This window comes from Caulobacter sp. 73W, assembly GCF_041021955.1.
GTDB lineage: Bacteria > Pseudomonadota > Alphaproteobacteria > Caulobacterales > Caulobacteraceae > Caulobacter.
The window spans coordinates 3301597-3326988 of the sequence record NZ_CP158375.1 but is presented as its reverse complement, the minus strand read 5'-3'; the positions used below and the strand labels follow the sequence as shown (position 1 = coordinate 3326988).

The following is a 25392-nucleotide window of genomic DNA, read 5'->3' as shown; positions in this document are numbered from 1 at the left end:
GCCCAGGCCGGTGACCTGCGGAAGGCGCGCGTCGTCGCCTACTCGCCGGATTTTAGGGACCACACGGTCTCCACCGTTCAGGGCGTCTATCGTCAAGGTGCGATGCGGGGCCAACAGGGGCGTCTGACGTGCCTATTCGCCAAGCGTAAGGGGCGCGCTGAAATTGGGGAGTTGAGCCCCCGTCGCTAGTTTCGCTGCAACAGTACGCCTTAGCGGAATACGGCTTCGGGGAGGTCCGCCTGGCGCCAGGAGCGGAACTTGGCGCGCCTCCATGAACCAGACATTCGCGCCCGCGTGAGAACGTTCCCGGACGACGTTCGTCGACTAGCTACGAGACGACGAGGCGCACCTCCAATCTCAAGTTTTGCGGGGCTTAATGCTTTGATGATAAGTTTTCCACTCGGCCCTGCAATTCTGGGACATCATGTCCAATTCCTACCTCCGCCTTGCTGAACAGGTTCTCGGGATCGTCCGAGAGCCTCTCACGGCGAAGGCGATTTTGGAGCGGGCCTACCTTGCTGGCGTGGTCCCGCAGCACCTCTACGGGGCAACGCAGCACAAGACACTGCACGCCCGTCTGAGCGAGGATATCTCCAACAGTGGCGAGGCCAGCATCTTCTTCCGTACAGCTCCAGGAGTGTTTTTCCTGCGCAGGTTCATTGAAGACCAGTCGATCCCTGCGGCCTATAAAAAGGTTCACCTAGCTCCACCGCGTAAGAAGGAGCTGAAGAAAGAACTAATGCTTGCGATGTCGCGCGCCGCAATAATGGATGTGCAACAGGATGGCAGGATCGAAATTGACTTGTTGGCATCGACACTAAGGGAGGGAAAGTTCAAATACCTTCCTTGGAAATCGCTTCGGAAATCACAAACCTTCATTGCCGTTCATAGTTTCCTTACTATGCACAAGGAAGCGTCGGTGCTTTCATACCGAAAGGGACGTTTTCGGCCCGACTATGATCCGCTGTTCTCACCTCGGAGCATTGGCTTTGGCAGCGTTGTTTACGGCAGCGATTTCGATATTCTTTTTGATTCTCTGTTTGGCGTGGTCGAGAGCGGTATTAGGGACTTGGCGTATGGCGTTGGGCTGGACAAGCGATCTGCCGAGCAAGTTCGCTACACCAACTCGGTCAAGCCACTGTTCGCCTACGTTGCGATGAAGGATAGCGAACCACCCCATATCGATGTGGTGATGGGCTTGTCTTGCCCAGATGATTTCGTGCCCGCAAAATCCGCGCTTTCGTCAAATGATCTACGCTGGATATCACTCAGATCCCCACCCAACGACCTGAGTAATTTTGAACCCACTTCTAGGAAGATCCTCGAACTTGGCTGGGCCGAAAGCTTTATCGGGTGATATTCTTCCTGGGGGTGCCCTTGGCGCCAGGAAGCTCATCAGCCATGAGCTAGCGCTCTACATTAAGCTTCAGCTTGAGCCCCCAAGTGCTCCGCAAGAGACGAAGGCCGCACTCCAACGCCTCTGCGCGCTGTATGAAGCAGGGTGGACACTCCGCGAGCCCGCAGCGATCCGTCTCCTGGTTAGAGGTCTCCTCTGGGCCCCATCGCCGACCATCATCCGCCGCTGGGCCTACAAAGCGATTGGACTTGTCGGCGTCAGGGAGGACGCTGCGCAGCTCTATTTCGTGCTGAAAAACGAGACGGACCCAGAAAACCAAACCTGGGCGATGTACGCGATCCGTCGCCTGTCAAAGGGTCGCGCCGTTCAAGAAATTTGCGAGGAAGCCGGAGTCGAACTTACTCCGCCGCTGGTTATGGCGGGCCAACTTTTCCGATCTGGCCTTGCTGATGACGACCTGCCCAACGGCTTTGCGATCGATATCGATGTCGACAACAGCCTCACCTTGCTCTGGGCTTGTCTACTGGAAGGATACGGAAGGGCACCAATCAAACTGTTCAAATCGGGCAACTCAAATCTAGCGTCGGTCCAGCAGCTTCAGAAGCACGACACGCCAACGGTAAGCGAGTACGCGATCTGGTCCCTGTGGAACAACCCGCGCTATGGGATCGACGACCTCTCGGTCCCGTTGGCGGACATTCAAACGAGGGCACCTGGGGCTCGACGCTGGATAAACCGGCTTCTCACCAAAGCCTCGACGCTCACAGACGAGCACGTCGAACTCATTCAAGATCTCATTTTGGACGAGGACGACGGCGCTCGCGACGGCCTAGCCATCGGGCTGCGATCATCTTTCAATATCGGCCTTCCGGCAGTGGTGATCGAGTGGTACGGTCGCGAGCATAGCGAAGTCGTAAGGCGTAGCCTTCTTGAGCATATGGCGACCTATTCTGAATTAAACGCGGCGTATGAAGAATATGCGCTTGAAGGATTTAGAGCTTCCACGAATAAGAATTTCCGACAGCGGCTTATCTCGGCGTCTGAGGGCTTGAAACTATACGGTCTAATTAGACAAGTTGAAGCGGAAGAGAATATCAATCGCTCTGCCATAGACCTTTTTAACTTGAACGGCGCGATTCCGGCCAGAATCCTGGGAGTTCAGCAGGTGACCAACACATTCAATTTCAATGGCCCTGTCTCCGGGCAAAACCAAGTTTTCGGAACCGCGTCTGGCAATGCGTTCAATGCGGTCCGAAATATGACCGAGTCTCAGGCAGGGCAGAAAGAGCTATTGACTGAACTGCTCGAGGCGCTTGAGAACGACGCCTCCATCAGCGCAGAGCAGAAGGCCGAAACACAGGCGGCGATCACCGCCGTCGCCACGGTGCCTTCTCCAGAAAATAAAGCGACACTGATGGACAAGCTCACCGGTGTCGCAACGACCGTCGGCAAGCTCGCCGGCGCCGCCGCTCCCGTGCTGAAGCTTATTGAGGCCGCCCAGGATTTGTTCTGAGCGGAGAGTGACTATGCGCGTATATCTCTCCGGAAGCGTTAAGAAGGGCTCGACAAATTCTCGGTCTAGCTCGAACTTTTGGACGGAGGACGACGAGGCCCTGATCGTCGATCAGCTCGGCCCGGACACAGTCTTACTAAATCCTTCTAAGTCGCCCATTCAGCGGAACGACTATTTCGCGAACTATGGCTGTGATCTTTACCTCATATATTCTAGCGATGTGGTTCTTGCCGATCTACGTCGGGAAAAAGGAATAGGTGTCGGCGCAGAGCTTATGTTCGCAAGAATGTGCGACAAGCCGATCGTTAGCTGGGTACCTCAAGAGTCCCACTACAGGAGGTCCAAAGTCCCCAACGTTTTTGGGGAGGACCTCGAAAATTGGGTACATCCCTTCGCCTTTGGCCTGTCAGATGCTCTTTCTGAGACCCTAGCGGAGGCCTGCGAGATAATAGCCCAGCGCTTTTCTGCCGGCGAGCGTGCGGAAGAGATAATCAGCCACTCGCCCGCTGCAGCCATCGAATATTTTCTGAAACTTTACCCCCACCTGGAGCACAATGGGACCTGAAGACATTGGGCTGGGCATTATCCGATACACAGGCTCAGACCTAGACACCATCAATTCTTTGAACGTCGCGGGACACCGCTTTCTCGATGTCCTGTGGCTACCCGCACCGCTAGCGGAATTGTCCGCTGATCAAATTTCGGTAATCAACCGATTTCGCGAAGTTACCATCGCAAACGACGTGCAATTTACGAACGCAAAACGCGCGCGCCAAGCATACATCGCCACCTTGAAAGCGATATCAGCCTCCTCCGTTCTCGAAATCGGCTGCGGTAAATTTCCGATTTCGATAGATATAGCTCTTTCAAACTATGCCAGCATTGAGATTGATGTTGAAGCTATTGAATGGTGCAATTCCAATGGAATAAATACTAAAACGCTTGCCGACTTCCGGACTAGCAACACCGCCGAAGCGCGATTTGACGCAATAATTGCGTGTTACGTCTTCCATTTCGCAATCTCGGACGAACTTATAGATGAAATAAAGCGGGCGTCGGAATCCGGCGCAATCATGATTTTCAATATCATTGCAGATGAAGTGCGCCCCGTTCTTTCCATAATAACGAGAATGCTTAACGTATACACCCAGATTGAAATTGTGAAGTCGAGGTCGATGCCTCGTCGCGAGTACTGGGTCGTTATGTCTAATATGGATACCATCCAAGCTGCTAAGCTAGCTCGTGATCAGGTCATCCGATACTATGACTTTCGGCCTTAGACCTACTTCAAACGCCGAGAAGCTTGCGTCAGCGATCGTCAGCTGCAGGGCCGAGGCCGCGGGGGCTCGGGGGCGTTCGGATAGCTGGCACCGTAGAGCGCGGTCGCGCGGATGCGCGAGACGCCCAACTAGATCTACTTTGCGGACTAAATACGTCTCCGATACGCCCTGCGCACCCGATAGTCATTTCCGGATCTTTGCGCTCGCGGTTGAACGCGATCCAGCAGCAGACTGGATGAAGCACGCGACGGATTGGTGCCAGATTTCCGCCGCCGACGCCAACGCCAACGCCAACGCCAACGCCCTGCTACCCCTGTGCCGGCCTCCAGCAAGCAGACCTTCCGAACGGAAGCTATGAGCCGAGTTCGGTAGTCAACCAGCGGCTTCACGGCCTTAAGCTGACATACCTATCCGCAGCAACGGGCCGATCGCCGCCGCTCATCGTTCTGGTCGCGAACCGGCAACGAGCGCACAGCCGGAAGCAACGACGGCTCCAGTGGCGATAGCGATCAGCACCGGTTCGTTCCTGACTACGGACCACGCAATCAGCGCAAAGGCGACCACCAGAGCGGCGCTGAAAAGGACCCATAGAACTTGCTTGTCGGGCAACATGCATCTCCGAACTTGGCCTGACGCCCCGTCGCAGTGAGCGTGTCAACCGGATCCCAAACCGGCGCCCGCAGAAGATACGGATGGCTGCGCCTCAGGCGACGTCGAAATCGAACCATATCTCATTTCGTGCAGGCCGCGCCCCACACAATCTTGACTTGTGGTCGTCGCCCGCCACCGATAGCGCATCGATCGTGTGTTCGGGGCTGCCAGTGCCGCGCTTCATCCTGACCTGGATATGGTTTCTCCTCGCCCTGTGCGGCGCGACCGCCGCATCCGGCCAGATCGCTAACCCTGGCTTTGAAACGGACAAGGCGGGTGCGCCGCCATCAGCCCCCTGGCGCGCGTTCGGCGCCGGATACACAGCCGAGGTGACAGGCCAGGATCCCGGCAAGGATGCGCGATCAGTGCGCCTGTCCTTCGCCGGATCGGCGAATTCCAACGCCAGCTTCGGACGGGTGAGCCAAGTCATCTCCGCCGTACCCTATCGCGGGCGCCGCGTCGCGCTGCGCGCATTGGCGCGAGTACCCCGCCCTTCAGCCGGCAGCGCGGGTCTTTGGCTGCGGATCGACGCCAAGGGCCAAGCGGTGTTCAACGACAACATGCTCGATCGGCCCGTCGCCTCGGTCGAATGGAAGCCCTACGAGATCGAGGCCGAGGTGCCGGTGGACGCAGACCAGATCGTCGTCGGGCTTCTGCTTCAGGGCGCCGGCGACGTCTTCGCCGACGCCTACGAACTGCGCGATCTCGGAGCGAGTGGCGTCGGCGCCGAGGCCGCCCGGACTTTGAGTAAGCAGGAGACGATCAACCTCGCCGCCTTCGGGCGCGCCTACGGCTATGCGAGGTACTTTCAACCGACAGCTGCTGGCGCCGACTGGGACAGCCTCGCCCTTGCCGGCGTGCTCGCGGTACAAGACGCACGGTCGGTCGGCCAGCTTGCCGCCGCGATCCAGAAGGTGCTCAGGCCATTTGCGCCGGAAGTGAAAGTCTGGCCCGCCTCAACACGCGCACCATCTCAGGAATTGGCTCCGGGCGAGCGCGTGCGGTTTCGTCATCGGGGCCTGGGGCCGCAGACGTCGGCGGCCAGAAAGACCGTGTACGAGACCCATACCGAAGTCGTGTCGAAGGCGGAAATGTTCGCGACCGACCTGCCGGGCGGCCTTCGCCTGAGCATGCCGCTTGGCAATGTCCCTCCAAGCGCGATCGGACCGGTTCGTCTCGAAAAGCCGGACGGCTTTCGGCCGACGGGTGACGATCGGATCACGCGGATCGCCGATGTCATCATCGCCTGGAACGTGCCGCAGCACTTCTATCCCTACTTCGAACAGGTCGACACGGACTGGCTCGAGCAGCTTGAACGCAGTCTTCGCGAGGCATCCGAGGCGCGCGACGCGGAGGCGTTCACGCAGGTGCTCAATCGAACTCGTCGTCGCTCTCAACGATGGCCATGGCTCTGTCGGCGGGCCGCAGCCTCGATCGGCATTCGCTCCCGTATGGTTCGCTTGGATCGAGGATCGGCTGGTTGTCAGCACAACGCGTCCCGGGGTGGACCTCAGGCCGCGGCGATGTGATCCGCCGCATCGATGGACGCGCCGCCTCCGAGTTGATGGACGAAGCTATCGCATCGTCGGCGGGCGCCACCGCTCAATGGAGGCGTTGGCGGGCGCTGGCGAAGATCCGCAGCGGAAAGCCCGGTCCGATGTTGCTTGAGGGCGTCCGCGTCGACGGCTCCGCATTCTCCATCACGGTCATACGGAACCTGCAAGCAGGTGAGCTCGAGCCTTCTGACCGGCCGCCGTCGATCACCGAGCTGAAGCCCGGGGTCGCGTACGTGGACCTGACGCGCGCCGATGCCGCGGCGTATCGCGCAGCCTTGCCCAAGCTGGCCCAGGCCGAGGCCGTCATTTTTGACGTGCGCGGTTATCCTCGGGTGCCTCGCGGCTTACTCAATGCGATGAGTGATCGAACTATCAAGTCCGCGAAAATGGAGGTGCCGCTGGTCACTCGCCCGGATCACGCCTTCGATTGGATCGATGAAGGCTGGACCATCCCAGCGCAGGGGAGCCGCCTAAGCGGCAAGCTGATCTTCATGACTGACGGCAGGGCCATCAGCTATGCCGAAAGCATTCTCGGCGTTGTGGAAGGCGAGCGCCTTGGCCCGATTGTCGGAGAGCCTACCGCGGGCACGAACGGTGACGTAAATCCTCTGCCGCTTCCGGGCGGCTACACGCTCACCTACACCGGCCTTCGGGTGACGAAGCAGGATGGCTCACGCCATCATGGGATCGGGATCGTTCCCACCCATCCAGTCTCTCGCACCGTGGCGGGCTTCCGCTCCGGCCAGGACGAGCAGCTCGAAGTGGCGCTCAGCCTGGCGGGAGGCGCGACACCATAGGATCCTGCCCCGTCCGGCTTTTCCGAGAGCCGCGGCTGAAGCGGTAACGCTCAGAACAATTGCATTGAACCCGCCACTCGGATCTTACACTGCCAATGGGCAACTCCCGCATAGGTAGCCTCACGCGGCGCCCTCGATCCGCCACAACCGGGCTGCTCGTTATGGCGATGCTTGTTCCGGGGAGCTCTAATGCTGATCCATCTCGCCGCCGCCTTGCAGCTGGCCGCCACGCCTCCGGCGCCGGCAAGCTATATGACTATTTGCGCGAAATCAGCGGCTGAAGCCCGTGAGCTCGCTCGGATACGCTTCATTGCACTGGACAATGATCCGTCGGCTCAGACAGATTTTGAGAGTGGTGAGAAAGCGCGCCAAGAGATTGAGCGGATGAGAGACGCGCTCGACGCTGGAACGCCGCTACCGTCGCCTTACAAGGGCGCAGCCGAATATGCCGCCGCTTCACGTGGCAATCCCGACCCAGTCGTGAGCGAGCTCCTGATGAGGGCCGCGCGAGATGCTTTCTCTCGGACGCATCTGACGGCGGCTCTGCGAAACGAGTCCTGGGCTGCGGGTCTTTCGGTCCGGGCGAAGCAGTATGCCTATAGCTCCGCAGGCGCTTTGGAATGCGGGCTCGACGCAGACAACACACGCTGGTTGAAGGCCCAGGTCGCCACTCGAGGCTGGTTTCTCAAATCCGTAGACGGCGACCGAGCGGCCGGGGCCGCCTGGTTGCTTGTTCAGCACGCGGACCGCGATCCGGCTTTCCAGAAGGCGATGCTGGACCTCATGGCGCCGCTGGCCGCCACAGGCGACGTCGAACGAGGCGCCTACGCGCTGCTCTGGGATCGGGTAGCAGTGCGCGAAGGTCGGCCTCAGCGCCATGGAACGCAGGGGCGGTGCAATGGAGGCCGTTGGCTCGCAAATCCGATCGAGGACGAAGCTCAGCTTGAAGCCCGGCGGACAGCAGCAGGACTACCGCCAATGACCGCGTATCAGCGACGTATGGATACGCTTTGCCCACCCTCCTCCGCACCGACCTCGAGGTAGCGGGCTCGCAGATCAGCAAGTTTTCGCCCACAGCCCGATGACGGTGGCCTCCAGACCGGCCTGACATGAATGGGTGTCATCTGCCGAGTGATGGTCCTTCTTTCCCCCAAACCCCAGGTGACCAATGGTGTTCTTACTGGCCCTATTTCTAGCAGCGAGCCCCGCCTCTGGAATTGCAGAGATCCAGCCACCTGAAGAGGCTGTGCCGATCGTCGCCAAGCTGAATGGCATCGTAGAAAAGGCGCCTGTGATGGAAGCCATCGCCGGAATGGGCGAGGTTGATCGCGCCATGCGGACCAGCATGTTGGAGGCGACCCGGGGACTTGCTCCGGGCACGCGCGCCAAGGCCCAGGCACACGCAGGTCTCATCATTGACGCCCAGGATCGGGCCCATGCCGACAGGTTGAAGACCATCATCGCTTCCCATGGCTGGCCGAAAATCTCGGAGACTTCCGAGCGCACCGCCGCGACGGCGGTGATGATCGCCAATCACTCGGGCGACATCGAGTTCCAGCGCCGCGTCCTCGCGCTGTTGGAGCCGCTGGCAAAGTCGCGCGAGGCACGGCCCGAAGACTACGCCAGACTGTACGACCGTATCGCCACGATCGATCGGCGACCTCAGCGCTACGGCACGCAAGGCACGACGTGTCAGGCGGGCAAGTACGCTGTCCCAAGCGACCTTGAGGATCCGAAGAGGCTCGATGCGCGACGAGCCGCCATGGGATTGCAGCCAATGGCGGAGTATCTGGCCGCGTTGGACAAGATGTACGGAGCCTGCATCCAGCCGACCGGCTAACGTCAGCGAACTAACCAGCCCGCAGCTTCATGAAGTCCGCTGGCGAGCGGACGTGCCCAACGGCCGCCAGACGGATATAGGACGGACATGGCGGACAACCGCACCCCGCAGAGCCGCAGCGCGCTCATGGCTCGCATCGGCGCCAAGAATACCGCGCCGGAGTTGATCGTCCGACGCCTGCTGCATCGCCTGGGTTTTCGCTTCCGCCTCCACCGCAAGGACCTACCCGGAAAGCCCGACATCGTCCTTGCGAAACACCGGACTGCGATCTTCGTGCATGGCTGCTTCTGGCACAGACACGGCTGCAAGATAGGCCGACCGCCCAAGACCCGGGCCGAGTTCTGGCTGCCCAAGCTGGAGCGCAACCGCGCTCGCGATGCCCAAAACGAGGCCGCGCTCGTCGCCAAGGGCTGGAACGTGCTCACCCTTTGGCAGTGCGAAATCCGCGACGCCGGCGGCCTCGAGCAAAGGCTGATCCAGGCGCTCGTAGGCCCTGCGCCGAAAAATCCGATCGACAGCACAGAAGCAGAACGTTAAGGTTGCCCGCACGACTCGCGAGGACCCCATGGCACGCCCCATCGGCATCGATCTTTTTGCCGGCGCAGGCGGCCTGAGCCTGGGCTTCGAGCAAGCCGGGTTCGACGTCGTCGCCGCCGTCGAGATTGATCCGGTTCATTGCGCGGTCCACAAGTTCAACTTCCCCGGATGCGCCGTCATTCCCACGTCGGTGTCAGAGCTTTCGGCGGCCGACATCCGGCGCGCGGCGGGGATCGGCCTTCGGCAGGTCGACGTCGTCTTCGGCGGTGCGCCCTGCCAGGGCTTCTCCCTGATCGGCCACAGGGTCCTCGACGATCCGCGCAACTCCCTGGTGCTCGACTTCGTGCGGCTGGTCGCCGAACTGCGCGCCTCCTACTTCGTCTTCGAGAACGTCAAAGGCCTCACCGTCGGCCGGCATCGCAAGTTCCTCGACGAGCTGATCGAGGCCTTCGACGCCGTGGGCTACGAGGTGCGGCTTCCCTGGAAGGTGCTTGACGCCGCCGACTACGGCGTGCCGCAACATCGCCAGCGCCTGATCCTTTTTGGCGCGCGCAAGGGCTTGCCTAACCCCACGTACCCCCTGCCCACTCACACGCCCGCCGACGCACGCAAAGCCGGCGACCTGCCTATCGGCCCAAGCTGCAAGGACGCTCTGGACGACCTGCCGGACGCCGAGAGCTTCCCCGAGCTCGTCGACGGCGACAGCGCGAGGACCAAGCGCTGGGGCAAGCCAAGCGCCTACGCCAAAGCGATGCGCGGGGCCGCCAACGGCGAGGACGACTTCTCCCATCCGCGCCAGTGGGACCCGAGCCTGCTGACCTCCAGCACCCGTACCGACCACACCCAGATCTCGCGGCGCCGGTTCGCGGCGACCGAGCCTGGGGAGGTCGAGCCGATCTCGCGTTTCTTCAAGCTGCCGCCGGACGGCCTCAGCAATACCCTGCGCGCCGGCACCGATGCTGCGCGAGGCGCTTTCACCAGCCCGCGACCGGTCCACTACAAGCACGCCCGGTGTGTCACCGTGCGCGAAATGGCCCGCCTTCACGGTTTCCCCGACTGGTTTCGCCTGCACGCCACAAAGTGGCATGGCGCCCGCCAGATCGGAAACTCCGTCCCTCCGCCCCTGGCCAAGGCCATCGCCGACCAGGTCGCGCTCGCCATCGGCCAGCCGCGCGAACGCCCGCAAGACGCACAGCAGTTGGGCGATCCGGCCCTCCTGGAGATGACCGTCTCGCAGGCCGCGCTGCACTTCGGGGTCGCCGCCCCCAATGGCAAGCGCGACCGCCGCAGCGGCGCCACCAAGCGCAAGCAGGACGAGATCGAGGCCGAACTGATCGCTCTCCGCAAGGTCGCCGCCGGATGAGCGGACCTTCTATCGAAGCCAACCGGTACAAGGCGCTCGTCGAGCGCATTTTCTTCGGCGAGGCATTCGGGGCCTACGAGCCGGGCCGCACGACGCTCGACTTCGAGCGCGAGGACCTGGAATCCGCCGCCGCCGAACTCGGGATCAAGCTGCCCAAGAACCTTGGCGATGTCGTCTACGCGATCCGCTACCGCATCCCAATGCCGCAGAGCATCCTTGAGACCCAGCCAGAGGGCATGGAGTGGATCGTCGAGGGCGCCGGTCGCGCCCGCTATCGCTTCTGCCTGGTCCGCATCAACCGGATCCTTCCCAACCGCGACCTGATCACGGTCAAGATCCCGGATGCGACACCCGAGATCATCGGCGCCTACGCGCTGAACGACGAGCAGGCCCTGCTGGCGAAGGTTCGCTACAACCGCCTGATCGATACGTTCCTGGGCGTCACCGCCTACTCGCTGCAAAACCACCTGCGCACTACGGTCAAAGGCGTCGGCCAGATCGAGATCGACGAAGTCTATGTCGGCGTCGACCGCAACGGCGTCCACTACGTCGTCCCGGTGCAGGCCAAGGGAGGCGCCGACCAGCTCTCGGTTGTCCAGGCCAAGCAGGACATCGCCTGCTGCGCCGAGAAATTTCCCGACCTCGTCTGCCGCTCGGTCTCGGCGCAGTTCATGGACGACGACCGGATCGCAATCTTCGAACTCACCGTCGAGGACGATCAGGTCAAGATCGTGGACGAGAAGCACTACAAGCTGGTTCCCGCCGCCGACATCGGGCGGGACGATCTCGCAGCGTATCGAAGGCGACGCTGACGCATCGCAGCGGGCGGCGAGCTGCGTATGGGCGGAGCGTGTGCCACGACGCGCCAGCCGCGGTTATTGAAACTCGGCTTACATAGAGGCCACACACCCCCCGTAGCCCTAGAGGTAAGCCTTCCTAAGGTCGCGTACGTACTAGGTGTCCGCACAGCCGCGGACGGGCTGCTTGCCTCCCAAACGCAGGCGCGTTCTGCATGCGTGAAGCAACTACAGATCAAGAGTCAGACCGGTCTGGCGCCCCACATTACCGGATACGGTCACGCCGCGCAGCATTGCGGCTGTATACTGACCGCTCAGCTTCCAATAATCGCGCAGCCTCGACGCGCTGCTCGCGGCGGGTCGAGGGCGGCTCCATCCCGTCAATGAAGCACCTGACATCTTTGGCCAGGGCTAGATCACCTTTGTCGCCCAACGCATCGAGGCCGTCGGCGATCGATCGATAGCCGATCGCGACGGACTTCCGCGTGCCCCGAATCCTCTCTTCCCAAGGCCGATCATCGGCGCGAGCCCCTCGGGCAATGGCGAACGCCTCGTCGATATCCCGCTGTACGAATGCAGGCTCCACGGCGCGCCCAACCATATGGTCATGCTGAAGCCAACGAACTGGCCGCGACGCCGTACGCGTTGCGACGCCACGAGCCCATCGGGGCGAAGCATCCACCTCCACGCCCCGCTCGCGCAGGCACGCGGCGAACCTGCCCCTCAGCTCAACGACGTCACGCGTGGAGGGCTTCCACTGAACGCCGTCATCCATCTGGGCCCTGATCGTCACATGGCAGTGCGGATGAGGCTCGTCGTCGTGCCTGGCGAGCATGAAATCCGTCCGCGGGCCAAGCGTCTCGCGACAAAACGCGGACGCCGCTTCGAACACCGGCTCATAGGGCGAGCCTGGGGGAGCGGACGTTATCCATGCGTAAGCGAGACACAGCCGCTCTTGCACGCCATGCCTGTCCCGCCGCCAGTCCTCGGCGCGCTCGCGAGCCTCTTCCCGACCGACGATTTTCTCGCCATCGCGGCCTTCAAGGATGAGTTCACCCTTGCGCGAGATATAATCGAGATTGGCCTTTAGCGCCGACAGGGAATGGATCGTTGAGGCGTGGGCGAGGACCGCCGGCGGCGCTCCCGCCACCACCCTGCGCAGCGCCGCCCGAAACCCAGGATCGCGCAGCAGAGCGGGCGTTATGCGCGTGGGCTCGCGGAGGACCCGCCAAAAGTCCTCGAACCCGCGGACGTTGGTCAGCTCAGTCATCCTCGCCATCCCACCAAAGCAGATTGCCGGCGAGCGTCGCGCGCAGGCCGACGAGCTCGCCGCGCGCTTGTCGCCAGATGCGCTCCACATCTGCGGCGGCTGTCCTCTCCCCGCGCTCATCAAGGCGGCGCGCGATATCGCGCAGACTGTGACCCACGCGCTGAAGCTCGTAACGGACAGCCGACGTCTCCTTGAGCGTCTCGGGCGGCAGCTGCGGCTGCCGTCTTACATGCGCCCGAAAAAGCGCCCGCATCCATCCGCCACGCGTGAACCCCAGGGGCTCGGCCCTTCGCTTGATCTCCTCGACCTCCTCGGCGGAAAGATGCACCGCCGCCAGGATCCTGCCTTTACCCAGTCGATGCTGATCGCCCAGGTTCGGCGGCGCCGGTCGTGAGGCCATGGCCAGCACGCGCTTGATGAAGGCCTCGTCTCCACCAGCGGACTTCACTAGGCGCCGCAACTTGGCGATGGCCGCGGGCGACCCATTCAAGACGAGTTGCGCCTGCGTCATCGACGCGCCTCGCCGAAGAGATCTCGGCCAGCGGACATGCGCTCCATCGCTAGGTCGACATTTCCGGGTGATGGCCTGTGAAGAGCGGCCGCCTCGACCGGACCATCCTCGACCAGTTTCCTGGGTGGAACGGGCGGCGGTGGGCGCCAGCGCGAGGAGAATGCCCGAGCCTTGGCCCAAAGCAGCCGCTTGCCCCGCACAGGTGCTCTGCCGCGCGGTGCCACGATGATGGTTTCGCGGTCGAGGGTGAGAAGCTCGTGGGGCAGCAGCAGGGGGCGGCGCTGCTCGGCGTGGGTTTCGCTGCGGCGCCCCGAGGACAGTCCTGACGGCTTTGAGCGGGAGATGGAGCCGTGCCCATAGGTCCCTAAAGTCTCGGAAAGCTCCCGCGCGTCCTGGATCGTGGCCGGCGCGAAGTAGGCCTGCACGGCGCAGTTGGCGGTGATCTCGGCCGCGTCCTCGCCATAGCGGGCCCGCAATTGAGAGAGGGTCTGAACGACGCACACCAGACGGACGCCGTACCCCGCCACCCAGGAAAAACTTCTGGCCAGCATGGGCGCGCGTCCAAGCGAGGCGAACTCGTCCAGGACCACGAGCAATCGCTTGTCGTCACCAGAGCTCGGGAGCGAGCGCCCAGCACTCTCCAGCAGTTGTTGAACGAGCAGAGCGTATAGGGGCGCTACGCGCTCCAAGTCGGAGGGCGCGGCGGCCAGGTAGAGCGCCATCGGGCGTGACCGAAGCGCGGAGAGCGTGAAGTCACTCTTGGATGTCGCCGCGTCGACACGGGGGTTGAGCCACAAAGCCAGCCGCGTTGATACCGACTGCCTTATGGCGGCGAAGGTGTTCTCCGAAGTTCGGCAGAAGTCGGCGATCAGCCGTTCGGTCACGGGATTGAGCGCCGAGGGGCCGCCTCGCCTGGACTCAGCCGATCGCGTGAGGCGGTCGGCGAGATCGCCGGCAGTGAACTGCCTGGCGATCTCGCCAAGGGTCAGCGGCAGACTTGGGCTTTGCGCCACGTAGAGGGTGACGGCGATGAACGCGCTGCGCGCCGCCTCGGTCCAGAAGGGATCGCCCTTGGCCTGATCCGGAAAGAGCAGCCCCGCCACGCGATGGATGGCGTCATACGCCGCCGCCATATCCTCACGATCGACGACACCCAGGGGATTGAACCGCGCGGTGCGCCCTTCGGCTTGAAGGGGATCGAAGAGGAACACGACCTGCCCGATGGAGGCCCGCCATCCGGCGGTGGCCTCGAAGACCTCCTTCTTGACGTCGAGCACAACGACGGGCCCGGCCCAACTGAGCAGGGTCGGGATCACGATCCCGGCTGACTTGCCCGAGCGGGTCGGGGCGCAGACGAGGACGTGCTCATCCCCGCCAGAGCGCAGAAGCCGCCCGCCGTGCGAGCCGAGGATCACCCCATCGGAGCCGCGCAGACCCGCTTGCGCGATCTCCCCTGCGGTCGCCCACCGGGCCGCGCCATGCAGTCCGGCCCCCCGTCGACGCGTCGTACCCGCCGCGAGGAGCGCGAGGATGGAGCCGGAGGTACCAGCCCCGATCAGCAGCCAGCGGCGCACTTGCTCATCGTCTCGATGAAACCAGAACCACGGGATCACGCGGACGACCTCGATGCGAGGATCGAGGCGACCAAGACCCGCCAAGGCGACCGTCAAGGTCAGGCCGGTGAACATCGCCATCACCGCGACCATCGCGGTTACGACGGCCGTCGCCCTATGCGGCCAAGGCTGGCTTAAGAGCGCCGCCATGACGCACCTCCACGACACGAAAGCGGCCATCGACGCGGTCCATCTGGACCAGGATGTCGATGAGACCGGAAAGGAGCGCTCGGACTTCGTCGCTGGGAAGGTCCCGCCCCGCCGGGGTCTCTCGAACCAGCAAGGCGAGTTGATCGAGCGCTAGCGCGCAGCTTCCCGCATGGATCGTGGCGATCGATCCTGGATGCCCCGAGGCGATATTGCGCAGAAGGTGGAAGGCCGACGCGCCGTCACGCACCTCGCCAAGCAAGATCCTGTCTGGCCGCAGACGAAGCGCGCAGGCGAGAAGATCACCTGGTCCCAAGCTCGCCCTCCCCTGCCCCTCGCGGGCCCACGTCAGACGAACCAGGTTGCGATGCGCGAGCTCCAACTCTCGGGCGTCCTCTATGGTCACGAGGCGTTCGCCGTCCGGGATCTTGGCGGCGAGCGCCCGAGCCAAGGTGGTCTTGCCCGATCCCGTGGCGCCACTGACGAGAATGGTCTTCCGCAGCCGCACGGCGAGCGCCAGGAAGCTCGCCCAATCGCCGGACGCTTTGAGGGCCGCCAGCTTCTGCTCGGGCCCCATGAAGAGCGCCGCATCCGCCGCGATGTCGAAGAGCCCCTCGCGCGCCATGACATGGAGATCCGGCGCCTCGCCCATCGGCCTGCGAATGCAAAGCGTCACCTCGCCGGCCGCTGGCGGCAGGACGATCTGGCAGCGCGCGCCTCTCGGCAGGCTTGTGGAGCAGATGGGCGCCTCGCTCCCGACGTCCTGCCCTGTGACGGCGGCCGCCGCTCGCGCCAGGGTCATGAGCCAAGGCGAGGTGAGCCGGCCATCCTCAACCCAACGCCAGCCTTCGGCTGTCTCGACGCCGATCTCGCCGGGGCGATTGACCACGACCTCGCGAACGGCGGGATCGTCGAGGAACGGCGACAGAGGAGCCAGATGGTGATCGAGCACGCCGCTCATGGCGCGCCTCGACGGTGGCCATCGCTCACGGCGTAGACGCTCGAGAAATCGAGATCCTTGGCCACCATGATCGAAACCAGCGAGCCCTGGGCTTTACGAAGGGTCGGCGCGATATCGATCGAGCGGTCGACGGCGATGGCCGCCGCCTGGGAAGGCAGGCGCGCCATGCCGCGTCCGCTACCGTCATCCAGAGCGGCGGCGGGGGCCGCGTCGACGATCGATAAAAGGACGGCCCCACCGAACCTTCGCCAAAAGTGCCGCTCGATGTCGCCGCCAAACCCGGCTCGCCCCAAGGCGTCCGCCCCCGGCGAGGCCAGATCGACGGCGACGCCGCCAGGGGTCACCACCCTGGTCCACATCACGAAGAGACGCCCCTCGCCGGTGTTCAGGCCCCTGCGGTATTCTCCGAGGACCTTGGAGCCCTTCTCCAGGAGCGCCACGGTACCGGCCTCCGACCAGACATCGCGTCCAACGATGCAGGACACCTGCCCGGGCAGACTGCTGTCCATTGCGGTCTGCAAGGTGCACGGAATGGCCGCGCCGGCGGTGAGTAGCAAGTTGCGGTCGCCAATGCGTCGGGCGCGCGCCGTCTCGATCTCCTCCGAACGACGCAGCCGCGCGTATGGATCGTCAATCGCGTCGCGTACGTCACCGGCGACACCGTCCGCTCGCGCGGACCGGCCTTCGGGCACACGCTCGACGGCGCGCGAGGACGCCGACCAGGCCAGAACCGAAGGCGGACGCGGAACGGGCGCGGAGGTCGTCGCCTCGGCAGGCGCGGCGCCGACGGGATCCGGCTCGGTGGATTGCAGCTCTGATGCCTCCTCGCCGTCGAAGAGCTCCATCGTTTGCGGCGCGAGGCCCTCGCGCGCCGGCTCGAAGGCGACGGTCTGACGGGGCGCGGGAGGCTTGGCGGCCTCGGCTTCGGGGCGACGCTTCCAGGGAGCTAGGATGAGAAGACCGCAGACCGCCGCGAGCACCACGATCGCTGCGGCGCGACCGTAACGCGACGCTCCATAGTCGCCCGCTACCGGCGTCGCGCCTCGGTCCAGGGGCGTGGGGGAGACCTCGTCCACGCGAGGCTTGTCGTCATCGCCGCTCATGATCACCTCCCACCTCCAAGCGCCGAACATCGGCCGCGGCCGTGCCGGACGCCGCGCCGCCGGCGCGGGGGTCGAAGGCTTCGTTCCAAAGACAGAGGACCTCCCTGCCCCTGCGGAGCCGAAGCTGAGGATGCACGCCGTGGACGACCACGAATTCTCCGCGCACGTCGAAAGGCGCGAGCGTCTCGGATCCATCGGCGCCGACCGCGAAGACGGCGGGCACGTCCTGGCCGCCTGGAAAGCGAAGGACGGTGAACCGCCCATTGTCGCTCACCTCCGAAGGCTGAAGCGCTCCGCTCCCCTGCAGCGTCCAGGCGAGATTGCGCGGTCCCTCCACGGCGCCCCGGTCGAGCTTGAGCTGGAGGAGCTTGGCGCGCAGCGCTTCCTCATGCGCGTCGATCGCGGCGGTGACGAGCGCCTTCTCCTCGGCGGGGTAGGAGAACCGCAACATCCAGGGGCCCGCCGCCTTGGATACACGCAGATCGAAGGCGTAGTTGCGTGTGCCGCCGCCCGGCGCCCGCGTGGCGACGATGAGATTTGTCGAGCGCGGCTCCAGTGGCTTCAGGAAGAGAAGCCGCCCCTCTGGAGCGGCCTCCCAGGCGGTGCTGTCGCCCATGGCCACATGGCGGATCTCCTCGCCGTCGGCGAAGACGATCTGCACGGCGGTGGATAGGCGCCCTTCCAAACGGACCACCTGGTCGGGATCGTAGGCCGTCGTGCGGATGCGCGGCTCGGCCTTAGCGGCCGTTGCCGCGAGCAGCGTGATCGCGCCCGCAAGAAGCAAGCCCCTCATTGGCTGGCCTCCTGATCGGTCCGATAGCTGGCGACCTGGAACCCGAGGGGATTACGCAGGCGATCCTTCTCCTTCATGGGACCTTCAGCCCAGGCGAAGGCGATGGTGGCGATGAAGTCGCCGTGCTCCTCGACGCCGTTGTGAGCGAGCGTGCGCCGATAGCGGACCTGGCCAACGCTCGGCGACAGGAAGGTCACCGCCCGAACCTCGACGGTCGCCTGAGCGGCGGGCCCCAGCAGCACCTGCGGGCTGGCCGGGTTGGTGGGACGGAAGGCTTCGGCGAGACGCTGCTGCTCGGCGGGCGCGGAGAGGATCACCGCTTGGTCGAAGTTCGCCTTGGCCGCCGCGGGCAGCCAGGTCTCGCGCGCCCGCACGTAGGTGGAGAGGAAGTACTTGCCGACGGCCTCGTCGTAGGTGCGCGGCTCCGCCCCGCTAAGCGCGGTCATCACCTCGACGGCGCCGGTGGCGCTGTCGACGCGGACGACGAACGGCTCGACGGTCTTGAGCGGCGCGAGCATGGCTATGGCCACGCAGGCGCAGGAGGCGAGGACGCAAGCACCCGCGGCGATCAACCATGCCACGCGCCGCGACCTCAAGGCCGCCGATAGTCGATCATCGTCCCAGGACGACGCTTCCTTCAAATAGACCGCCATGTCGGTGGGCATGTTCATCGGCCCTCTCCACACGGGAGAACCGGGTCCGCCTCTGGGACAATCTTCGATGGCGACGCGGTCGGGTCGAGCAGCACGGAGCCGTAAGGGTTGGCCGTGCGCCGATGCTGGCCGTCGCACACCGGCGCCTGCTCGGGCGACCGAAGCGTGTTACAGCCGGCGAGGACGGAGCAGGCCAGGAGCATCAGGATCAAGACGCGCATCGTCAGCGTCTCCACCGGCCGGAGACGGCGCGCGTCGCGATCGAACCAGCGCCGAAGAAGTCGCGGATGCCCAGGCTAGCGCCGCCTGCGATGCCAGCCGCCAAGGTCGGCGTCTGCAGGAAGAAGATCGAGCCCAGCAACGAGAGCGCGATGAACGCGAAGCCCGCCGCCATGGCGTCCTGCGCCTGGAGCGTCTCCCACTGGTCGGCGACCATGGCGAGCACCAGTTGGAAAACCGCGAAGATCAGCGCGAAGAGGATCAGGTAGTTCACCGCCTGCGACAGCCAGCCGAAGAACCAGCGACGCGTGGCCTCAAACAGCGCCAGGCCGATGAAAATCGGGCCCAGGGCGATGAGCAGCGCCAAGGCGACCTTGGCCACGAGGACGATCCCGAAGCCGAGCGCGGCGGCTAAGGCGCCGCTGATCCAGACCGCCGTGGCCATGAGCCAATCCATGAGCTCCCAAGGCTCGGCTTGCTCGGTAATCCGATCAGCCATCCAGGCCGTCTGCCCAATGAACCGGTCGAACGAGCCACCCGCATCTTGGGTCGGCGCCCCGCCGACGGCTTCAGCTAGCGCGTCGGGAAGCGTATGAAAGATCGGATCGGTGACGAAGTGGCTGTAGGCTTGGGTGGTCGCCAGTAGGTAAATGATCGTGAGCTTGATGCTCCGGACCGCGAAATCCATCAGCGGCTCGTTGATGGCTCCTCGCAGGATCGCGAACCCGTAGAGAATTACGTAGAGAACCAGCGCTAGGCGCAAAGGTCCGGCGACCTGCGCGATAACATTGCCGACAGTCTCTCCAAGGAAGCCATCCAGCCTTCCGCCAACGGTGCCGTAAGCTTGGGTGAAGACGGTGTACTTCGTCTCCATCAGCGTGCCTCGAAAGTTCTGCGAGCCATCTCCATTCGCGCCCGCCGGCGCATCTCGCGCTCTGACGCGCGTGCGTTCACGCACTCATCCCCGCGATGTTCGCCCGCCTCGCAGCGTGCCAGCACGGCCTTCGCCTCCTCCGGATGGGCCACGAAGTAGCTCTTGCTGCGGGGTTCCGCCGAGCAAGCGGCGACCAACAAAGCCAGCGCGATAACTCGCTTCATTGAAAAGTCCTCTTGGCCTGATCCATTCGGTCTCTTCGACGCTGCGCCGACCGCTCCTTCGCCTCTTGGAGGCGCATCCGCTCCTCGGCTTCCTGGGAAAGCGCGAAGGCTTGAAGACGCATCTGGTCGTTCAGGATCAGCGCCTGCTCCGCCGAGATGCGAGCTTGCAAATCTGCGACAGCCCTGGCGCTCTCGGCCTTGCCCACGGCGGTCTGCAAATGCCGCAACCCCTCGAGCCGCTCGGCGGACGCATGTATCGCGGCCTCCCCGACCGCCAGATCGCGAGCGGCCAGATCGCCGTCGCGGGCCAGCAGTCTCTCCGAGTCCGTCAGCGCGGGCCCTACCCCGCGACGCGCCTCGCGGATCTCGCGCGCGCGATCACCGATCGCGCCCAGGGCCTCCAACTGACCGCCGGCCGCCTTTCGCAAGGCGTCGAGCTCAGGCAAGGCTTTCCGCAGTTCCGTCTTCGACAGCTCCGGAGCGATCGCGTCGATGGCGGAGCGGACGTTGAGACTGTCGTGCAGGCGCTTGCCTTCAGCCAGTTGCGCCTTGAGCGCTTCCAGCTGGTCGAGCGCGGCGCGAACCTCCTCCACAACCTTCAGATAGGCAGTCGGGTCATGAACGATGACCGCCGCCTTGGCGGGCGAGACACCGCAGACCGCCAAGGCGGTCGCCAAGATGACGCCGGTGGGCTTCATGGTTCGATCTCCAAGGTTTGACGAAGCACGGGGCGCCAGTCGGCCGATCTATCGCCGACCCGAGAGCGGATGGCGTCGAGGGCGGCCACCGTCGTGGCCCGGCCGCTCAGAATGGCGAGGTGCTCATCGAGGCCGGCGAGGTCGAGCTCGGCGACGACCGAGCCTCCGCCTTGGCGGATGAGGAAGCCGCGGCTCCCAACGCCAAGCTCGTCGCGGACCAACTCATGCTCGCGCTCCGACAGACCAAAGCCTTCTCGGTAGTCGGCGAGCGACGCCTGCGGGTTGGGCAGGAAGACGTGCGTCGAACATTGCTCAAGGATGGTTCGGGCGATCGGCGAGGCGAGCACGTCCGACGGGGATTGGGTCGCCAGGACGAGCACCGCGTCCTGCTTGCGCCACGTCTTGAGGCCGTCGCGAGCGAAAGCGCGGAAGGCTTCATCCCCCAACGCCTTCCAGAACTCATCGATCGACACGACGAGGCGGCGCCCATCCGCCAAGGCGCCTATGCGGTGGAGCAGATACATCATCACCGGCGCCCGAGCCTCAGCGTCGTCGAGGATCGTGGTCATGTCGAAGCCGATGAGCGCGGGCTTAAGATCGAGCGCGTCTTCGGGACCATTCAGCGCCCAGCCCAACGGGCCGCCATCGCACCAGCGCTCCAGACGGGCACCGATGCCGCCGGCGTCACGTTGCCCGAGGAGACCACGAAGCGCGGCGAGCGAGCGGTCGCGCTTCGGCAGGCGCAGGACCGCGAAGAGCGCCTCGTCCAGAAGCGCGATTTCCTGGGGGCCCGCCACGCCGTCTTCGCCGAACGCCATGCGAAGGACGAGCGCGCGCAAGAAGGCTAGATCGCCATCGCCGAGCGCCTTTAACGGCGCCAGCCCGGTAGGCTCGCCCGATCTCAGCGTCTGGTACTTGCCATCGCAGGCGCGCACGAAGACTTCGGCGCCTCGATCCTTGTCGATCAGCACCCGCCGAGGACCAAACCGCTCGGCCTGCGCGAGGATCATGTTCTGAAGCACCGTCTTGCCGGCCCCCGACGGGCCGCAAATGAAGGTGTGGCCAAGGTCATCGACATGCGGGCTGAAGCGATAGGCGGTTCGACCACGCGTTCTGAAGGTCGACATGGGTTCGCCCCAGTGGAGCCCCGATTCCTTGCCGCTTGGGTAATCGTGCAGGGAGGCGAGGCCGGCGAAGTTGCGAGACGAGATCGCCGCCGGGCGCGTCCGAAGCCGGAAGTTTCCAGGAAACTGCGACCAGTAGGCGGCCTCTAGGCCCAGGTCCTCCCGGGCGGCCACCAGCCCTCCCCCCGCCAGCATGGCGCGCGCGGAGGCGATATCGCGCGACAGGTCGGCCGGCGTGTCGGCGAACACAAGGACGCTGGCCTGGTGCTCGCCCATCACGAAGCGGCCGCTGGCCAGATCGTCCATGGCCTCGTCCAGTTGCTCGATCTGGGAGGCGGCGCGATCAGCGGCGCTGACCATCTGGTTCTGCTTTCGCCCAAGCAGCGCCTCGCCGGCTGGCCGCGACAGGAAGGCGAAGGACTGGCTGATCACGAGTGGGAACGGCGCGGCCAAGAGCGCGTCCCAGGCTCCCGGCCAGGTGGTCGCGGGATAGGCCTTCAGCGCCAGCATCGCCCCATAGGTGGAGCCGGAAGCGTGTCGAACCTCGAAGGCCTCCCGACCGAAGATCAGACGGCTCGAACCAAGCGCTTCTCCCAAATGGCCCCGGACCATCGCCGCGTCGCTTGGGCGTCCCTCGAGGATCGTGGCGAGCGGCGCCAGCAAGGCGCTCGACAAGACGTGTCCTCGACGCTCGATTCCAAGACGCCTGGGCGTCCACGGCGCGAGCAAGCGCTGCAGATCCGTCATCACGGTTTGAAGACGGGCCAGGCGCGCTTCCAGCGCCGAGGAAGCGTCTGCCTTGCGAAAGAGGCTCTCCAACGAGGGGGCCTTCAACACGACATGCAAGATGAGGCTGTTGGCGAAGAGACCTTGGGAGACCAACCGTCGTCTCCAGTCGACATCGAGCTCGGTGGCGTAGGCCGAACTTAACTGTCCACGCGCGGGCACCGCTGCCGGCAGCCTCACTACATGCTGCCACAGCGCTACGTCCTCGGATGCGATATTGCGCCACGCCGCCGACAGGCTCTCGTGCATCCGCTCCAAGGCGGCGACATCCATTGTCTCGAAGGCGGAGCCCACCAGCTCAAGGCCGGCCATAAGCGCTCCACCATCCAGGCTCACCACGTCGTCAGTGACGTGCCGCGCGTAGGGCAGACGAGTTCTCAACGTCGTCTCGGCTGCGACTTTGCTCCACGGGCGGTGGGCGGCGGTCGTGGGGTCAGCCATGCCGCGCCTTTCGGCACTTCAGCGGGCTTGTTGAAGAGCCACCCCACCGCCGGCTCGAACGGCTGCGCCCGCGCGTCTCAATGGCGAGCCAGATGAGGCGCAGGGCGTGGTGATCACTCTTGCAGATCGCCCGGAGCACGAAGTGCAGGGCTGGGGCGACGAGCAGATAGAGAAGGCTTCGTCCGCCAAGAAACGCGACGGACGAGGCGATCAAGTTGACGCCCATGGCTTCCATGGGCACGCCCAGCACGAGGGCCGGACGCGTGCATGCCAAGAAGAGGGTGTCCCGAGAAAGGCGGGCGCGCTCGCCGGGCATCTTCAGGCTCCGCCAACGATCATATCTACGATCGTGCCCGCTCCGAAGATGACGATAATGCCGACCACCACGGTCCCGGCGCGTCGAAGGTCGATTTGGCCGAACATCCAGGCGACGCCGGTGAGGATCACCGCCAGGACCGCGAGCCCCCGGATGATGTCGGAGTTCAACAGGTCGATGATGTTTTGGATGAACCCGCCAAGGTCGCCGCCCGGCGATTGAGCGAAGGCTGGCCCTGCCCAGAGCGTCAGGAAACAGATTCCCAAAGGGATCAACCCGATCAAGCCTGGGCTCGCAAATCCAATGCGACGGGATGGCTGACAAGGGCGGTGCATCGGTACCTCGGAGCAAAGCGACATCCGAAGGTTCTGCAAGGATCGCCGAAGACGCGACCCCGTAAGCTTACGGGGGTTAGCGCATCACCAGGAGCGTTCTTCCCTGGAAACGATTTCGCCTTCTGGCTCAGTCAGCAGACCACGTCGACCCGCTTCCAGAACCGCCTGCATGCGGGTCCTGACACCAAGCTTGCGGCACGCCTCGGCGAAGTGTTCCTCAACAGTTCGAGAGGACAGGCCCAGGATTGTAGCGATGTCGCGACTGCTTTTGCCTCGTTCAGCCCAAACGAGACATTCGCGCTGTCGCCGCGAGAGACATATCTGAACAGGGTTGTCGGAGCAGGCGGGCGCGCGCCGGGGCATCATCTTTGGACCGCCATTCGCCGCGGGAGGGCCCCAACATTGGGATCTAAGTCGCGGACTCTCCAACGACCGTAGCGGCGAATGCGGACATCCGCGTCAGCTGGCGATGTGAACATTACTCTTCCGAGAACTGGTAACTACGGGAGAAAGGGCAGCGGACAACGCGGACAGCATCAAGCCCCAGCGACGCCCCGCCGAGCAAACAGCGGTCGCCGCGCCCCTGCAATGACACTCGATGTGTAAGTCGGGGACGCTTCACGCGTCTTCGGACGACCGCCCGAGGAGAGTCAGCTTTCACGGTCAATGGCGCCCACCGATAGGCCGGCGGTTTAGGCGAGCGCTCCGAGGCGAGCGATTGCGTCGCTTCCGTCTGATCGGCATTTTGCGCATGGGTGGCTGGCGGGATGTCCAAGCTGCGAAGCCAAAGACGCCGGCGCGCTGATACCGCGTTCTCAATGCCCGGATGTCGTCCCGCCGCTCTGGCGGCGGGACGAAGCCGGTGAACGGGCTTTGGCGAAGCGCAAGCTCGTGCGCCCGCTCCCTAAGAAGGAGAGCAACAACATATATGGGCGGCGCCGCTAAACACCTCAAGCGAGCACCATAAATCCATTACAATCTATGATGTTGACAGCCACCAAAGGTTAACGCTTAGTTTGCATACCAGCGTTCGCGCTGAGGGCGTCAATCGTGGGGGCACGAATGAAACACTGGAACAAGGTCATGGGGCTTGCCGCGCTCGGAGCGGCTTGCTTGGGCGGCTCAGCGAACGCCGCGCCAGTCGCGCTTGAAGACATGCTGAAGGAGATGAAGGCCGCGCTCCTGAAAGTTGAGCAGAGCGCCGCACCTGGGCTTCCGAAACTCAGCAGCGCCACGCTGAATGCGACGACGGTCCAAAAGTCCAACGCCGGTGGGAGCTTCAAGCTGTTCATTGTGGAGTTCGGCGCCAAGCGCAGCGAAGAACTCACGACCGCCGTTTCGATCACCCTCACCCCGCCGAGAGCCGACGCCGCCGCTAGCGTGTCTCCGGATATCAGCGACGCCCTCGCCGCTGTCATTCTATCGGCCGCAAAGGCCGTTCAGGAGGCGAAGGCTGGCTCGCCGCCGCTCATCGCAAGCGAGGTGAAAGCCAGCATCAAATTCGGCGTCTCAAAGGACGGTGCTGGCAAGATCAAGCTGGAGTTCATTCCGGTCATAGCCCCCGGCATTGAACTTGGAGCCGCAGCCTCCACGGCGCAGGAAATCGTGGTCATCTACAAGAATTGAGCGACAG

At 64.0% G+C, this 25392-nt stretch carries 26 protein-coding genes; 12 read left to right on the top strand and 14 right to left on the bottom strand.

Annotated elements, in window-relative coordinates:
* Positions 1-424 precede the first annotated feature (424 nt).
* The 11 genes from ABOZ73_RS15865 (at position 425) to ABOZ73_RS15815 (ending at position 11706) form a co-directional block, all read left to right on the top strand.
* Positions 425-1357, top strand: a complete 933-nt coding sequence (locus tag ABOZ73_RS15865) for a hypothetical protein (RefSeq protein ID WP_369059091.1) — start codon at positions 425-427, stop codon at positions 1355-1357.
* Positions 1329-2870 carry a hypothetical protein gene (locus ABOZ73_RS15860; RefSeq protein WP_369059090.1) on the top strand — a complete coding sequence of 514 codons (1542 nt, stop codon included), beginning with the start codon at positions 1329-1331 and terminating at the stop codon, positions 2868-2870. The genes ABOZ73_RS15865 and ABOZ73_RS15860 overlap by 29 nt, the downstream gene beginning before the upstream one ends.
* 13 nt (positions 2871-2883) lie before the next feature.
* Positions 2884-3435 carry a hypothetical protein gene (locus ABOZ73_RS15855; protein WP_369059089.1) on the top strand — a complete coding sequence of 184 codons (552 nt, stop codon included), beginning with the start codon at positions 2884-2886 and terminating at the stop codon, positions 3433-3435.
* Complete coding sequence (locus ABOZ73_RS15850; RefSeq protein WP_369059088.1) at positions 3425-4150, top strand: class I SAM-dependent methyltransferase; 726 nt, start codon at positions 3425-3427, stop codon at positions 4148-4150. The genes ABOZ73_RS15855 and ABOZ73_RS15850 overlap by 11 nt, the downstream gene beginning before the upstream one ends.
* A 692-nt stretch (positions 4151-4842) precedes the next feature.
* Complete coding sequence (locus ABOZ73_RS15845; RefSeq protein ID WP_369059087.1) at positions 4843-6330, top strand: hypothetical protein; 1488 nt, start codon at positions 4843-4845, stop codon at positions 6328-6330.
* On the top strand, positions 6327-7154 hold the full coding sequence (locus ABOZ73_RS15840; RefSeq protein WP_369059086.1) for a S41 family peptidase: 828 nt from the start codon (positions 6327-6329) through the stop codon (positions 7152-7154). Before ABOZ73_RS15845 ends, ABOZ73_RS15840 begins: the two co-directional genes overlap by 4 nt.
* Before the next feature lie 189 nt (positions 7155-7343).
* The gene (locus ABOZ73_RS15835) at positions 7344-8198 is read left to right on the top strand and encodes a DUF6624 domain-containing protein (protein WP_369059085.1); all 855 of its coding nucleotides are present in this window, start codon (positions 7344-7346) and stop codon (positions 8196-8198) included.
* Positions 8199-8400: 202 nt separating this feature from the next.
* A complete protein-coding gene (locus tag ABOZ73_RS15830; protein WP_369059084.1) occupies positions 8401-8994 on the top strand; it encodes a DUF6624 domain-containing protein in 594 nt (197 codons plus the stop codon).
* Positions 8995-9081: 87 nt separating this feature from the next.
* Positions 9082-9531 carry a very short patch repair endonuclease gene (locus ABOZ73_RS15825; RefSeq protein ID WP_369059083.1) on the top strand — a complete coding sequence of 150 codons (450 nt, stop codon included), beginning with the start codon at positions 9082-9084 and terminating at the stop codon, positions 9529-9531.
* 28 nt (positions 9532-9559) lie between these two features.
* Positions 9560-10894, top strand: a complete 1335-nt coding sequence (locus ABOZ73_RS15820; RefSeq protein ID WP_369059082.1) for a DNA cytosine methyltransferase — start codon at positions 9560-9562, stop codon at positions 10892-10894.
* On the top strand, positions 10891-11706 hold the full coding sequence (locus tag ABOZ73_RS15815) for a hypothetical protein (RefSeq protein ID WP_369059081.1): 816 nt from the start codon (positions 10891-10893) through the stop codon (positions 11704-11706). The genes ABOZ73_RS15820 and ABOZ73_RS15815 overlap by 4 nt, the downstream gene beginning before the upstream one ends.
* A gap of 250 nt (positions 11707-11956) precedes the next feature.
* Here the strand turns inward: ABOZ73_RS15815 and ABOZ73_RS15810 are convergent, their stop codons facing one another.
* The 14 genes from ABOZ73_RS15810 to ABOZ73_RS15745 form a co-directional block, all read right to left on the bottom strand.
* Positions 11957-12961: a hypothetical protein gene (locus ABOZ73_RS15810; RefSeq protein WP_369059080.1), complete on the bottom strand. Its 1005-nt coding sequence runs from the start codon at positions 12959-12961 to the stop codon at positions 11957-11959.
* Positions 12954-13472, bottom strand: a complete 519-nt coding sequence (locus ABOZ73_RS15805; protein ID WP_369059079.1) for a hypothetical protein — start codon at positions 13470-13472, stop codon at positions 12954-12956. The genes ABOZ73_RS15810 and ABOZ73_RS15805 overlap by 8 nt, the downstream gene beginning before the upstream one ends.
* Positions 13469-15166: a type IV secretory system conjugative DNA transfer family protein gene (locus ABOZ73_RS15800; RefSeq protein WP_369059078.1), complete on the bottom strand. Its 1698-nt coding sequence runs from the start codon at positions 15164-15166 to the stop codon at positions 13469-13471. Before ABOZ73_RS15800 ends, ABOZ73_RS15805 begins: the two co-directional genes overlap by 4 nt.
* 34 nt (positions 15167-15200) lie before the next feature.
* On the bottom strand, positions 15201-16193 hold the full coding sequence (gene virB11 / locus ABOZ73_RS15795; RefSeq protein ID WP_369059077.1) for a P-type DNA transfer ATPase VirB11: 993 nt from the start codon (positions 16191-16193) through the stop codon (positions 15201-15203).
* Positions 16190-17296: a type IV secretion system protein VirB10 gene (virB10, locus tag ABOZ73_RS15790; protein ID WP_369059076.1), complete on the bottom strand. Its 1107-nt coding sequence runs from the start codon at positions 17294-17296 to the stop codon at positions 16190-16192. The genes virB11 and virB10 overlap by 4 nt, the downstream gene beginning before the upstream one ends.
* Entirely contained in the window at positions 17283-18089 is an 807-nt protein-coding gene (locus ABOZ73_RS15785; protein WP_369059075.1) for a TrbG/VirB9 family P-type conjugative transfer protein, read from the bottom strand. Before ABOZ73_RS15785 ends, virB10 begins: the two co-directional genes overlap by 14 nt.
* Positions 18086-18760 (bottom strand): virB8 family protein, encoded by a 675-nt coding sequence (locus ABOZ73_RS15780; RefSeq protein ID WP_369059074.1) that lies wholly within the window; start codon positions 18758-18760, stop codon positions 18086-18088. Before ABOZ73_RS15780 ends, ABOZ73_RS15785 begins: the two co-directional genes overlap by 4 nt.
* Before the next feature lie 205 nt (positions 18761-18965).
* Positions 18966-19835, bottom strand: coding sequence for a type IV secretion system protein (locus ABOZ73_RS15775; RefSeq protein WP_369059073.1), 870 nt, complete (start codon positions 19833-19835; stop codon positions 18966-18968).
* Positions 19835-20059, bottom strand: a complete 225-nt coding sequence (locus tag ABOZ73_RS15770) for an EexN family lipoprotein (RefSeq protein WP_369059072.1) — start codon at positions 20057-20059, stop codon at positions 19835-19837. The genes ABOZ73_RS15775 and ABOZ73_RS15770 overlap by 1 nt, the downstream gene beginning before the upstream one ends.
* Positions 20056-20757 carry a type IV secretion system protein gene (locus ABOZ73_RS15765; protein ID WP_369059071.1) on the bottom strand — a complete coding sequence of 234 codons (702 nt, stop codon included), beginning with the start codon at positions 20755-20757 and terminating at the stop codon, positions 20056-20058. The genes ABOZ73_RS15770 and ABOZ73_RS15765 overlap by 4 nt, the downstream gene beginning before the upstream one ends.
* Positions 20754-23108, bottom strand: a complete 2355-nt coding sequence (locus ABOZ73_RS15760) for a VirB4 family type IV secretion/conjugal transfer ATPase (protein ID WP_369059070.1) — start codon at positions 23106-23108, stop codon at positions 20754-20756. Before ABOZ73_RS15760 ends, ABOZ73_RS15765 begins: the two co-directional genes overlap by 4 nt.
* The gene (locus ABOZ73_RS15755) at positions 23101-23424 is read right to left on the bottom strand and encodes a type IV secretion system protein VirB3 (protein WP_369059069.1); all 324 of its coding nucleotides are present in this window, start codon (positions 23422-23424) and stop codon (positions 23101-23103) included. Before ABOZ73_RS15755 ends, ABOZ73_RS15760 begins: the two co-directional genes overlap by 8 nt.
* A 2-nt stretch (positions 23425-23426) precedes the next feature.
* Positions 23427-23783, bottom strand: a complete 357-nt coding sequence (locus ABOZ73_RS15750; RefSeq protein ID WP_369059068.1) for a TrbC/VirB2 family protein — start codon at positions 23781-23783, stop codon at positions 23427-23429.
* Between the two features lie 60 nt (positions 23784-23843).
* Entirely contained in the window at positions 23844-24122 is a 279-nt protein-coding gene (locus tag ABOZ73_RS15745; protein ID WP_369062561.1) for a response regulator transcription factor, read from the bottom strand.
* Positions 24123-24821: 699 nt separating this feature from the next.
* On the opposite strand from ABOZ73_RS15745, the gene ABOZ73_RS15740 reads away from it, so the two are divergent.
* Entirely contained in the window at positions 24822-25385 is a 564-nt protein-coding gene (locus ABOZ73_RS15740; protein WP_369059067.1) for a hypothetical protein, read from the top strand.
* Positions 25386-25392: the final 7 nt, after the last annotated feature.